The organism is Rhizobium mesoamericanum STM3625, assembly GCF_000312665.1.
Lineage (GTDB): Bacteria > Pseudomonadota > Alphaproteobacteria > Rhizobiales > Rhizobiaceae > Rhizobium > Rhizobium mesoamericanum.
In genome coordinates this window covers 281,844-294,259 of sequence record NZ_HF536772.1, presented here as the reverse complement: position 1 = coordinate 294,259, position 12,416 = coordinate 281,844, and the positions used below count along the sequence as shown (strand labels likewise).

Below are 12,416 nucleotides of genomic sequence, written 5' to 3'. Positions count from 1 at the left end.
TGCGCACCCAGTGGGAGTACTCCCACGCGCCGAATGCGGCAGTGAACTTTATTGCCTTGTGCTGCGCGCTCGGCGCGTCGCTGCGTTGATAGCGACAACGACCGCGTTGGCGACGGTTTTGCTGAGGTGGGTGCTTCCCTTGATTATCGCGCATGGCGTGCCTAACTAGCTGTTGTCGCCAACACCAGCAGGATGTGTGCAGCAATGGATTTCACCGCGATCGCAACGCCAGTTCGCTTTGCCATTCGGGAGTCGTTTATCCATGCCTGCGTCCATTACCCTGTCCAACCTTTCGTGGTCCACGCTTGACGGGCGGCCACTTCTTTCCCATCTCGATCTGAACTTCGGCGCCGAGCGAACAGGGCTCGTCGGCCGTAACGGAGTCGGCAAGACGACGCTGCTGAAGCTCGTTGCCGGCGAATTGCAGCCGCAATCCGGCACCATCGCCTTAAGTGGACGGCTCGGCATCCTGCGCCAGGAGGTACAGGTGGAGGAGGGGGCAACCGTTGTCGACTTTTTCGGCGCAAGTGGTGCGCTGGCTATCCTGCGTCGCGCCGAAGCCGGCGAGGCCACTGCCGACGAGCTCGCCGGGGCCGATTGGACCATCGAGACGCGTATCGCTGCGGCGCTTGAACGAGTCGGACTGGATGCTCAACCGGAGACTCCGCTCGCCTCGCTTTCCGGTGGGCAGCGGACGCGTGCTGGTCTCGCAGCGCTTGCTTTCTCCGATCCCGATTTCCTTATCCTCGACGAGCCGACCAACAATCTCGACCGGGAAGGGCGCGAGGCTGTCATCGCGCTGCTTGCCGGCTGGCGCGGCGGCGCCATCGTCGTCAGCCATGATCGCGAACTACTCGAGACTATGGATGCGATCGTCGAGATCACCACGCTTGGTGCCCGGCGATACGGTGGAAACTGGAGTGATTTTCGCGAGCTCAGGGCGCTTGAACTCGCCGCTGCCGAACGCGATCTCGCAGCCGCGGAGCGGCGCGTGGCCGATGTGGTCCGCAGCGCCCGGGAAACATCCGAACGGCAGGCGCGCAGCGATCGCGCCGGGCGTGGGAGAGCGGCCAGAGGCGATATGCCTCGCATCGTCGCTGGCGGTCTCAAGCGGCAGGCGGAAAACACCAACGGCAATAAGATTCGCCTTGGCCAAAGACGTCGCGAGGAGGCAATGGAGGTGGCGTCAGTGGCGCGGCGACAGATCGAGATCCATCAACCCTTCTCGGCCCGGCTCGCGCCCGCGGGGCTGCCGCAGGGCAGGCACGTCTTGCGGCTGGACGGCGTCACTGTCGGCTATCAGCCGGATAGGCCGATCATCCGAAACCTCTCCTTGACCATGACCGGTCCTGACCGCGTGACGATTGCCGGACCAAACGGTTCCGGCAAAACGACGCTACTGGCGCTAATCACCGGCGCGCTAAAACCATGGTCCGGGACGGTCTCTGTCATGACCGGCTTTTCGCTGTTCGATCAGAGCGTCAGCCTCCTCGATCGATCGTTGTCGATCCGTGAGAATTTCCGCAATCTCAATCAGGATGCCAATGAGAATGCGTGCCGCGCAGCGTTAGCGCGTTTCATGTTTCGGGCGGATGCCGCCCTTCAGCAGGTCTCGACACTCTCCGGCGGGCAGCTGCTGCGGGCCGGCCTTGCCTGCGTTCTTGGTGGTACAAGACCGCCGCCGCTGCTCATCCTTGACGAGCCGACCAACCATCTCGATGTCGATTCGATCGCGGCCGTGGAGGCAGGTCTGCAGGCCTACGACGGTGCGCTGCTCGTGGTCAGCCATGACGAGGTGTTTATAGAGAATATCGGCATATCGCGACGGCTTCAGTTGCCTTTTGGCGAGGACACTATCGCGTAGCTGGGGAGGTGGGCGTACGGTCGCGTTTTCGTATCGCGGCGTGTTGGATCTGCAACGTTACAGTTTTGACATGTGAGCCCTGTACAAGCCTGGTTGGCTTGGTTAAACCGCCTCTTAAGATGGCCGCGCAGGCCAACCCAACAGCAACAGAGGGAAGCTCCTATGATCGATCCGAAGTCCCTTGCTGCCCGCTTCCCGGGTGATTTCACTTTTGGCGTTGCGACGGCTGCGTTTCAGATTGAAGGCGCTTCCAAGGCAGACGGCCGCAAGCCCTCCATCTGGGATGCATTCTGCAACATGCCGGGCCGTGTTTTTAACCGCGATAACGGCGATGTCGCTTGCGATCATTACAATCGTCTCGATCAGGATCTCGATCTTATCAAGTCCATGGGCGTCGAAGCCTATCGCTTCTCGATCGCCTGGCCCCGCATCATCCCTGATGGCACAGGCCCGGTGAACGAGGCGGGTCTGGATTTCTACGATCGTCTCGTCGATGGCTGCAAAGCGCGTGGCATCAAGACCTTCGCGACGCTCTATCACTGGGATCTGCCGCTGCTGCTCGCTGGTGACGGCGGCTGGACGGCACGCTTGACGGCCTATGCGTTCCAGCGCTACGCCAAGACGGTGATGGCCCGCCTCGGCGACCGCCTGGATAGCGTCGCAACCTTCAACGAGCCGTGGTGCATTGTATGGCTTAGCCATCTCTACGGAATTCACGCGCCCGGCGAACGCAACATGCAGGCGGCCCTCCACGCCATGCATCACATGAACCTTGCACACGGCCTTGGCGTCGAGGCGATCCGGGCCGAAGCGCCGAACGTTCCTGTCGGGCTCGTGCTCAACGCAATGTCCGTGATACCGGGCTCCGACAGCGCGGCCGACAAGGCAGCTGGGGAGCGTGCGCACCAGTTCCATAACGGCGCCTTCTTCGATCCGGTCTTCAAGGGCGAGTATCCGAAGGAGTTCGTGGAATCACTGGGCGATCGCATGCCCGTCGTGGAAGGGGACGACCTCAAGATCATCAATCAGAAGCTCGACTGGTGGGGCCTCAACTACTACACGCCGCTGCGTGTTGCCGACGATCCTGAAAAGAACGGTGACTTCCCATGGACGCTCGAGGCGCCACGCGTCAGCGACGTGAAGACCGACATAGGCTGGGAGGTCTACGCGCCCGGCCTGAAGAACGTCGTTGAGGATCTCTATCGTCGCTACGAGCTGCCGGAGTGCTACATCACCGAAAACGGCGCCTGCTACAACATAGGCGTCGTCAACGGCGAGGTCGACGACCAGCCGCGCCTCGATTACTACAGCGAGCACCTCGATACCGTCGCTAGCCTTATTAAGGACGGCTACCCGTTGCGCGGTTACTTCGCCTGGAGCCTGATGGACAATTTCGAATGGGCCGAGGGTTACCGCATGCGCTTCGGTCTCGTGCATGTCGATTACCAAACCCAGGTCCGCACGATGAAAGAGAGTGGCAAGTGGTACAGCGAGCTTGCGGCGCAATTCCCGAAAGGCAACCACAGGAGCAGCTGACGAGATGGTGCGAATCGGCGCCGTGGCTTAGACCGGTCAGATGGAAAAGTCGCTCATTCTCTATGCACTCTGCGGCAGCCAGCGAAAGGCATCGACCAATCGCCGGCTGCTCGAAGCGCTACGCGACAGTGCGCCGGCGGGTGTCTCCATTCGGGTCTGCGAGTTGATCGGCGAGCTGCCGATCTTCAACCCGGATCGCGAGGGAGAAAGCACGCCCGCTGTCGTGGAAGAATTCGCGGCCGAGATCCGCTCTTGCGATGGCATCGTCGTCGCCTGCCCTGAGTATGCTCATGGCCTGCCGGGCGGCTTGAAGAACGCGCTGGATTGGCTGGTCTCCCGCGACGAAGTGCCCTTCAAACCCGTGATGATCGCGCATGCCTCGCATCGCGGTGATTTCGCGCTGGAGCAGTTGACGGAAGTGCTGAAGACGATGTCGCTGCGGCTTGTCGATGAGGCGTTTCTGCGAATCTCATTACTTGGCAAATCGAGTGAGACACAGGCCGACGTTATCGCCGAAAGCGTCGAAAGCGGCCGGCTGTTATCAGCGCTTGTAAAATTCTGCGCTGCAATCAATCGGGCACGGGCCTGATTTCATTGTCCAAGTGTCGGAAATCATTGGGGAATTGGAGTCTTTGTCGGCTTTTCGTGCATCCGCGCTCGATTAATCGTTATATCGATCCCTTAACCGTTTTTTGAGCCATTCGCTGGCAGACTTCCTTGATCGGGGAGCAGTGAATGCGGGGAATTTTCACAAGCAGTAGGAAAGTCTCGGGAATCGGTCGCCATGCGACCGTTACTGGCGTCCTTTTTTCCTTTGCCATTGTTGTTGCGATCGTCACCATCATGGTGCTGAACGCGCTTGAACGCGTTGCCGACCGATCGAACGTACTGGATGACGAGCGTTCGCGACAAACCGTGTCTGGCGCGTTGAAGACCTTCGAAATGCAGTTGGGCGCGACGCTCAACGATTACGCTGCCTGGGACGACGCTGCGGTAAACGTCTATGCGGCCGACGGTATGGCTTGGACGATCAGCAACTACGGCGAAATGTCGGTCAACAGTTCGCTATTCGACATAGCTATCGTGATCGATGACGAGAAAAAACCGATTATGGTTTATCGGGAAGGCAGGCCGATGGACGGCTCGCTGGACGAATTCTTCTCGCCATCTCTCTGGACGCTTTTCGACAAGGTAAAGGCTGCGAGCTCGCAGGACAATCCGGAAGCGACGGGCTTTGTTGGTACCAAATCCGGTATCGCGGCAATCGGCGTGGCGCTCGTCCGGGAGAAGTCCGGTGCGCTTAATGTGCCGGCGGGAAAACATCGCTACCTCATTTTCGCGCGGCACCTTAGTGCCGATAGGATCGCCGAGCTTGGTGAGACTTATGTTATTGGCGGGTTGAAGCTGGTAGCTCCGGACTTCAAGGTCCCTTATTCGGTGACGATCTCGGACGCGCAATCGGTTGCCTTGGGAAAGCTTATCTGGATGTCGCGGGCCCCGGGCGACATCGGCTATGGCGAAGTCCGTCCAATGGTTGTCAAGGCACTCGGGCTTGTCGGCCTATTCTTCATCGTTCTGCTGATCATCGGCTGGCTGGCGCTGCGGCGCCTCAAGGCGGAGGAAATCAATGCCCGGGAAGAAGCCAATCGGGATCGGTTGAGCGGGCTGCTGAACCGCGACGGGCTTGGATTGGCCATTGACGCCTTCGTTGCCGAAGCAGCGCAAACCGGCTGCAATGTGCTCATACTCTATCTCGATCTCGACGGCTTCAAGGAAGTCAATGACGCTTATGGCCATGGCACCGGCGACCAGCTGATCCGTGCAGTGGCCGCCGGGCTGAATGTGCTCATTCCGGAGGGCGCAGTTCTCGCGCGCATCGGCGGCGATGAGTTTGCCATTGCCTTTGTTTCGGAGAGCGAACAGGCGGTTGCCCTGCAGCTTTCCGAGCAGATACTCGATTTCTTGGCAGAGCCGCTGGAGATCGGCCGGCGCGTCGTTGTCATCGGCGCGAGCATCGGTATCGCCATGTCGGAAGGTGGAACGATCAACCGTGAAGAGCTGGTGCGCCGGGCCGACCTTGCCATGTACAAGGCCAAGGAAGCTGGTCGGGCGCGCATGACGCTTTATGATCCGGCGATGGACGCCGACCGGGCAGAGCGCAATGCCCTGGAGCTCGACCTGCGGATGGCAATCGAGGGTGGTGATCTGCAGATCGCCTACCAGCCGCTCATCGACGCTGCGACATACGAAATGACCGGCGTCGAGGCCTTGGTGCGGTGGAACCGTCCTGGTCATGGCCCGGTCTCGCCTGAGGTGTTCATTCCCGTCGCGGAAACCAGCGGGCTTATCGAGGCACTGGGGCTTTTCGTGCTGCGCAAAGCATGTGAAACCGCGAAGCAGTGGCCGGAACTGCGTGTCTCGGTCAACGTTTCTCCGGGGCAATTTCGCAACCCGGCTTTTGCCGACTACGTCCGCTACGTCCTGAAACAGACAGAGATCGAGGCCAAACGTGTGACCCTTGAAGTCACCGAGGGTTACATGATCCAGAACCCGCAACGTACGAGTCAGGCGATCGAACGATTGAAGGCGCTGGGCGTCAAGGTGGCGCTCGATGATTTCGGTTCAGGCTTCTCGTCCATCGGCTATTTGCGCCAGTTCGGCTTCGACCGCATCAAGATTGACCGCTCGCTGGTGATGGATATCCTGGAAAGCGATAGCCAGCGCGAAATGCTGCAGGCGACCGTGGCGCTGGCCCGCTCGCTCGATATTCCGGTCACGGCGGAGGGTATCGAGACCGAGGAGCAGGGCATTGCGGTGCGGCTCTTCGGGTGCGATACGCTACAGGGATACTTCTTCGGGAGGCCGATGCCCGCCGATCAGATCACAGAGCGGCTGATGCAGGCACGCGCGGCGAAGGTTACGACGCGCCGAACCAGTGCCGCCTGAAAACAGGTTGGCTGACGTCGCTCTTTTGCCCTGAAAGGCTCTAGCTTCCGATATGCTTTTGTCCGCGCTTTTTGGCAAGCGCGATCTGGTGCTGCCGCTGGCGGTATCGCATACGGTCGTTTTCGCTGCGGGTGTCGTAGCAGTTGCTGCAGGAGACACCTTCCTCGTAGAGGGGTGAATCGATCTCCTCCGCCGTGATCGGATTGCGGCACGCATGGCAGAGCTTGTGCTCGCCTACCTTAAGGCCGTGCTCGACCGACACGCGTTCGTCGAAGACGAAGCAGGCGCCGTCCCAGAGGCTTTCCTCCTGTGGGATCTCTTCGAGATATTTCAGGATGCCGCCCTTGAGGTGGTAGACCTCCTCAAAGCCCTGCTCCTTCATGAAGGCGGTGGCCTTCTCGCAGCGGATACCGCCCGTGCAGTACATGGCGATCTTCGGCTTGTTGTGCAGGCCAGTATTGTTGCGCACCCAATCCGGGAATTCGCGGAAGGTCTTCGTATTCGGATCGACAGCGCCGCGGAAGATGCCGATTGCCGTCTCATAATCGTTGCGCGTGTCGATGACAATCGTGTCCGGATCGGAGATCAGGGCGTTCCAGTCCTTCGGCGCGACGTAGGTACCGACCACCTTGTTGGGATCGATGTTCTCGACGCCCATGGTGACGATCTCTTTCTTGAGCTTCACCTTCATACGCAGGAACGGCATCTTCGATGCGCGGCTTTCCTTATGCTCGAGAGCCGCAAATTCCGGCTGCGCGCGCAGGAATGCGAGCACCGTCCTGATACCCGCATCCGGGCCGGCGATGGTGCCGTTGATGCCCTCGTGGGCCAGAAGCAACGTGCCCTTCACGCCGCTTTCCTCGCAAAGCGTCTGCACCGGCTCGCGCAGGCTTTCGAAGCGCGGGAGTGAAACAAAATGGTAAAGAGCCGCAACGAGGAAGGGGCTCGTCGCAGACGTCGGTTCTGTCAGCGTGTCTGTCATGCGGCTGCAGATACAGGTTTTGGGCGATCTGCGCAATTGGGACGATTCAGCTCACCTGTGCGTGCCAGAGCAGTTCGATTCGGTCCGCTTCTTCCTGCGGATCGTCGGCGAATACTTCTTCGGCCCGTTCGAGGGCCGCCTGTCGCCCCTTCTGTTGGTGGAAAATGATGGCATCGAGGAGATGGGCCAAATCGTCGGCATTGGTGAAATGCCGTGGCTCGGCCTCCACGAGTTCGCAAAGCACATCAAGATCGTGGATGCGGCCTAGCAGATCGACCAGACTGCTTGTTACCTCGTACTTCGCATCCATGGCCGCTGGCCACAGCGGCCTTAGGGCTACGTGATAGGCGCGGTAATCCTGGGCGCGCTTGCGCAACGTGTGGAATGCCTCGGCTGACTGACCGTTCCGGCACTGGACGATTGCCTCCCGGGCCTTGAGAGCTGTCCTGCGCCAGCCCTTGGCGACCAGGCGAGCATGCCGGCGCGGACCGCCGTTGAAATGCACGTCTTCGACGGCTGCAGCCGCCTCCTTCAGGCAGTCCGGTGCCTCCGTCAGTTTTCGGTCGATCGTCGCCTCCGCTGCGGCCATGTGATCGCGGCGGACCTTCAGGACCTCGATGATACGGCCGAGTGCCCTCTTCTCGTCGCCGTTGCGCGCTTTGGCTTTCAGATGCGCGGCCGTCTCGATCAGAGCGGCAGCATCTCGGATTGTCGAAAGCGACTGCGCAATCTCTCGAAGGCGCGCGTTTTCCTGCTCTTGAATTTCCGGTATCTCCTCGGCAACGAGGCGATAAAGCGAGCGGACACGTTTCAAGTTCTTGCGAAAATCATGGATCGCTTCGTGCTTGCCTTCGGGCATTTCTTCGAGCGTGTGAATCGCCAGCCAAAGCTGTTCGCCAATGGCCTTTCGGAATTCTTCGGTGAAGCTGCGGTCAGGCCGTATTTGAAAGGGCATGCCGGTCATGCTCGAATTCGGTGGCCAGCGCCTGGTTCGAGTAGCGGAAATCGCCCGTGACTTCGCGCCCGAGCCAGGCGGGGAGTGCAGGCTTGTCACTTTCCGAGCGCATTTCCACTTCGGCGATCACCAGCCCGCGATGCTGGCCGGCAAAGACATCCACTTCCCAGATAAAGCCTTCATGCGGGACGCGATAGCGGGTCTTTTCGATGACAATACCGATTGCGTCGTCGAGCAACTGTTGGGCGTCCGCGACCGGAATGTCATACTCGAACTCTTCACGGGTCATCGTGCTGCGACCAATCTTGATCGTCAGCCGAGCGGTCGTATTGTCGAGCACCCGCACACGGACGGACCGGTCGTCCATCGAGGCGATATAGCCTTGTTTTAAAACAGATTTTGTCTCGGCGGCGGAGCGCCAGCCGTCGTTGCGTACTAGAAACTTCCGCTCGATCTCTTTCGCCATCACCGTAACCTTTGTGACAATTTTATTACGCTAGCCTAATTTTACCGCCGTGTGTACCCATAGTATTCCAAAGATGTGTTTCGGCTCGACAAAGCTTACCCTTGGGGTTATTCCGATCCCGAATTCAATCGTTTCAAAGGATCATGCGGCCATGGGCGAGAAGACAGAAAAGCTCCTTTCCATCCTGAAACTCCAGCCTGTCGTTCCGGTTCTGATCGTCGACGAGGTCAAGTCCGCCGTTTCGCTGGCGCGCGCACTTGTCGCGGGCGGCCTGAAAGCCATCGAGATCACCATGCGCACGCCAGCGGCCCTCGACGCCGTCCGCGCCGTTGCCGACGAGGTCGAAGGCGCCGAGGTCGGTGCCGGTACCATCCTCAACGCCGCGCATTGGGATGCCGCGGTTGCCGCCGGCTCGAAGTTCATCGTCAGCCCGGGCGCAACGCAGGAACTGCTCGACGCTGCGCGCAGGTCGTCGGTGCCGTTGCTGCCGGGCGCGGCGACCGCAAGCGAAGTCATGGCGCTCCGCGAGGAAGGCTATCAGGTTCTGAAGTTCTTCCCGGCGGAACAGGCCGGCGGCGCCGCCTATCTCAAGGCGCTGTCCTCGCCGCTATCAGGCACCGTCTTCTGCCCGACCGGTGGTATCTCGTTGAAGAACGCGATGGATTACCTGTCGCTACCGAACGTCATCTGCGTCGGTGGCTCCTGGGTTGCGCCGAAGGAACTGATCGCTGCTGGCGATTGGACCGGCATCACCAAGCTGGCATCGGAAGCCGCCGCCCTCAAGGCCTGATTTCAGGACAAACCCAGGCGTGATGCAGGCGGAGGTTCCGCCTGCATTTGTATTTCCCGCGTCATTACCTATCTCCCCTCTGGCCTCTAGACAGGGAGATAATGAGGAATGTTCGACGCGAAAAAGCTTCTTGAGCAGTTCTTGGGTTCGCAGGTGCCGGCTGTGGGCGGTTCGGTCAAGGACCGGGCGGGCGACGCGATACAGATGGCCAAGGATAACCCGTGGAAAGCCGGCGCGCTCGCAACCGTGCTTCTCGGAACCAAGACCGGTCGCAGCATTGCGGGCAATGCATTGACGATCGGCGGTCTCGCCGCGATTGCCGGCCTCGGCTACCAGGCCTACAAAAACTATCAGGCAGGGCAGGCACCCGCGACGCCGTCCGATGCACCGCCGCCGAAGACGGCAGTGCTGCCGCCGCCCCCCGAGTCTGGCTTTAGCGCAACTTCGCCGGCGCAGAGCAACGAATTCGTCCTCGTTCTCATTCGCGCCATGATCGCGGCGGCAAAGGCTGATGGCCATATCGACGACGGTGAACGGGCCCTCATTCTCGACAAGATCAAGGCCGCGGATGTCAGTGGCGAAGCCGCCTTCTTCATCGAACGGGAACTGAAGCAGCCGACGGATCTCGATGCGCTGGTTGCAGCCGCCGTGACAGAAGAACAGCGGGTGGAACTCTATACGGCCTCGCGCCTGACCATCGAGCCAGATTCGCGCGCCGAGCGGGGATACCTCGATTTGCTGGCCGGTCGCCTTGGCCTTCCCGACGCGCTGGTCGATCACATCGAGGCGACGGTCAATTCCGCCAAGGTCGGCTTGTGAGGGTGACAAGCGGCCAGTTGCCTTTCACAGGTGGCTGGCCTAAGCCATGTCTCCTTATCTGGAGGAGCGCATGCGCGATCTATCGATTTTCAGGGGCTGCCCGGCACCCCAGCCAGTAACCCTTAAGGGCCGTTTTGTCACGGTCGAACCTTATGTCCGCGAGCAGCACCTGCAAGCGCTATGGGACGCTCTTGGTGGCATGGCGATCAACCCCCTGCTACGCTACTTCGCGCAGCCCGATTTCACCGGCATGGAGGATTTCTCCAACTGGCTTCATTCGGTCTACTCCAAGTCCGGCTGGCTGACCCATATCTTCCGTGACAACAGCAACAACGGTAAGATCGTCGGCATGGCGAATTATATGCGCGCCGATCCGGCCAATGGCGTGATCGAAGTGGGCGGCGTTGCACACGGTCCTGACATGAAGCGCTCACCGCTCTCGACGGAAGCTCACTACCTCATGGCCAAGCATGTTTTCGAGGTGCTTCGGTACCGGCGCTACGAGTGGAAATGTGACAATCTGAACGAGGCGAGCAAGACGACAGCGGTACGCTACGGCTTCACCTTCGAAGGCGTGTTCCGCCAGCACATGATCTCCAAGGGCCGCAACCGCGATACCGCGTGGTTCTCGATCATCGATTCCGAATGGCCCGGCCTGAGTGCCGCGTTCGAGACCTGGCTGTCTCCCGGAAATTTTGACGCCGACGGCAAGCAGAAGCGGCGGCTGGAGGATATTCGCCCCGAGCTGAACAAGGAATTGCCCGCATGACGGCTCGGAAAACGGAAGGCCGTTCGCAGGCAATTGCGGCGGCTATTATCCTGCTGGCTGCTGGTCTCGTGCTCTATTTCATGCCGACCATCGTTCTTGGACTCGGCAGCTACTCGCCGTATCTGGCGGCCGGTGTCGGCGCCTGCCTGGTTCTCGCTTTCTTTGTCGTCTTCTGGCTGAGAGCACGCTATCAGCGCCGGCGTGGCAAGTGACGCTGCCGGCGTCGGCTAGCCCTGCAGCGAAGCGCTGAGGAGCAGCGCGCCCATGACCATCACCAGCAGGGCGCCTAGAATTTCGATCAAATTCCCAATCCAAATGGAAGCGGCAGAGCCTCGGCCTGCGAGCCGCACGGCTGTGCCCTTGGCAGTGACGGCAAGCGTCGCCAGCAGTGCGACCGTTATGGCGGTGCCGAACGACATTGCGGTAACCGACAGGACGCCGCCGAGATAGAGGCCGTTAAGAAGCGAGAAGGTCATCACCAGCAACGCGCCCGAGCAGGGGCGCAAGCCAACGGCAAGGATGGCGGACCAGGCTTCGCGGATATTGAACTTTTCTCCTCCGAGCAGGGATGGGTCGGGCATATGTGACTGGCCACAGGTCTCGCAGGCCATGCCTGCAATGAAATTGTGTCCGGCCTTCTTCGCTGCTGCCTCGCCGAAGGCATAGCGAGAGCCCTGCTTTGGTTCCTCATTGTCCTTCCAGTCCAGCATCATGCTGATGGGGCCCGAGGAGGTTGCCATAACCTCGCGGCGCGACATACCGGAGATGATTGCACGCAACTTGCGAAACAGCAGCCAGCATCCGAAGAGGATGACCATGATGAAGCTGGCGATCTCCATGGCCTGCGTCGCTGCCGTCAGCGTTATTCCGGTCCCGCGCAGCACCAGCCACGCTCCGCCGACCAGCACGATTGCGACCAGTCCCTGGAGGAAAGCGGACACGAAGGAGATCGACACCCCGCGCTTCAGCTCGATTTCGTTAGCGATCATGTAGGAGGAGATAACGGCCTTGCCATGTCCAGGGCCGGCGGCATGGAAGACGCCATACGCGAAGGAGAGGCCGATCAGCGTCCAAAGATGCCAGGAATCCTCGCGCATGGCGCGCAGCGCCCCCGTCAGGGCACGGTAGAAAGCCTGCTGTTGCGCGTTCACATAGAGAAGGAGTGGAGCAAACGGACCGCCCGTGGGCTGGAAGCTCGGCTCCGACGTGCCGATGCCGAGCGGCGACTGTGCGTGCGCAGCGGCCATGCCCGCAACGATCACGAGCGCCACACCGATCGCAATAGGCCG

12 protein-coding genes are annotated in these 12,416 nt (G+C 60.4%); 8 read left to right on the top strand and 4 right to left on the bottom strand.

The window, feature by feature from the left end; translation table 11 throughout:
- Positions 1 to 262: 262 nt before the first annotated feature.
- The 4 genes from BN77_RS01465 (at position 263) to BN77_RS01450 (ending at position 6,346) form a co-directional block, all read left to right on the top strand.
- Complete coding sequence (locus tag BN77_RS01465; protein ID WP_007527739.1) at positions 263 to 1,864, top strand: ABC-F family ATP-binding cassette domain-containing protein; 1,602 nt, start codon at positions 263 to 265, stop codon at positions 1,862 to 1,864.
- Positions 1,865 to 2,026: 162 nt separating this feature from the next.
- Entirely contained in the window at positions 2,027 to 3,400 is a 1,374-nt protein-coding gene (locus tag BN77_RS01460) for a GH1 family beta-glucosidase (RefSeq protein WP_007527738.1), read from the top strand.
- 40 nt (positions 3,401 to 3,440) lie between these two features.
- The gene (locus BN77_RS01455) at positions 3,441 to 3,989 is read left to right on the top strand and encodes an NADPH-dependent FMN reductase (protein ID WP_007527735.1); all 549 of its coding nucleotides are present in this window, start codon (positions 3,441 to 3,443) and stop codon (positions 3,987 to 3,989) included.
- Positions 3,990 to 4,135: 146 nt separating this feature from the next.
- Positions 4,136 to 6,346, top strand: a complete 2,211-nt coding sequence (locus tag BN77_RS01450) for a bifunctional diguanylate cyclase/phosphodiesterase (RefSeq protein ID WP_007527733.1) — start codon at positions 4,136 to 4,138, stop codon at positions 6,344 to 6,346.
- Positions 6,347 to 6,386: 40 nt separating this feature from the next.
- Here the strand turns inward: BN77_RS01450 and trhO are convergent, their stop codons facing one another.
- The 3 genes from trhO to BN77_RS01435 are packed head-to-tail and all read right to left on the bottom strand — an operon-like array spanning position 6,387 to position 8,749.
- Positions 6,387 to 7,328, bottom strand: coding sequence for an oxygen-dependent tRNA uridine(34) hydroxylase TrhO (gene trhO, locus BN77_RS01445; RefSeq protein WP_007527731.1), 942 nt, complete (start codon positions 7,326 to 7,328; stop codon positions 6,387 to 6,389).
- Positions 7,329 to 7,374: 46 nt separating this feature from the next.
- The gene (locus tag BN77_RS01440; protein ID WP_007527727.1) at positions 7,375 to 8,283 is read right to left on the bottom strand and encodes a CHAD domain-containing protein; all 909 of its coding nucleotides are present in this window, start codon (positions 8,281 to 8,283) and stop codon (positions 7,375 to 7,377) included.
- The gene (locus BN77_RS01435) at positions 8,261 to 8,749 is read right to left on the bottom strand and encodes a CYTH domain-containing protein (protein WP_007527725.1); all 489 of its coding nucleotides are present in this window, start codon (positions 8,747 to 8,749) and stop codon (positions 8,261 to 8,263) included. The genes BN77_RS01440 and BN77_RS01435 overlap by 23 nt, the downstream gene beginning before the upstream one ends.
- Before the next feature lie 151 nt (positions 8,750 to 8,900).
- Here BN77_RS01435 and BN77_RS01430 point away from each other — a divergent pair, with 151 nt between their 5' ends.
- The 4 genes from BN77_RS01430 (at position 8,901) to BN77_RS01415 (ending at position 11,339) form a co-directional block, all read left to right on the top strand.
- Positions 8,901 to 9,539: a 2-dehydro-3-deoxy-phosphogluconate aldolase gene (locus BN77_RS01430; RefSeq protein WP_007527723.1), complete on the top strand. Its 639-nt coding sequence runs from the start codon at positions 8,901 to 8,903 to the stop codon at positions 9,537 to 9,539.
- A gap of 108 nt (positions 9,540 to 9,647) precedes the next feature.
- On the top strand, positions 9,648 to 10,358 hold the full coding sequence (locus BN77_RS01425; RefSeq protein ID WP_007527721.1) for a tellurite resistance TerB family protein: 711 nt from the start codon (positions 9,648 to 9,650) through the stop codon (positions 10,356 to 10,358).
- Between the two features lie 70 nt (positions 10,359 to 10,428).
- Positions 10,429 to 11,127 (top strand): GNAT family N-acetyltransferase, encoded by a 699-nt coding sequence (locus BN77_RS01420; RefSeq protein WP_007527719.1) that lies wholly within the window; start codon positions 10,429 to 10,431, stop codon positions 11,125 to 11,127.
- Positions 11,124 to 11,339: a hypothetical protein gene (locus BN77_RS01415; RefSeq protein ID WP_007527718.1), complete on the top strand. Its 216-nt coding sequence runs from the start codon at positions 11,124 to 11,126 to the stop codon at positions 11,337 to 11,339. The genes BN77_RS01420 and BN77_RS01415 overlap by 4 nt, the downstream gene beginning before the upstream one ends.
- A gap of 15 nt (positions 11,340 to 11,354) precedes the next feature.
- Here the strand turns inward: BN77_RS01415 and BN77_RS01410 are convergent, their stop codons facing one another.
- A complete protein-coding gene (locus BN77_RS01410; protein WP_244426199.1) occupies positions 11,355 to 12,374 on the bottom strand; it encodes a nickel/cobalt transporter in 1,020 nt (339 codons plus the stop codon).
- Between the last annotated feature and the right edge of the window lie 42 nt (positions 12,375 to 12,416).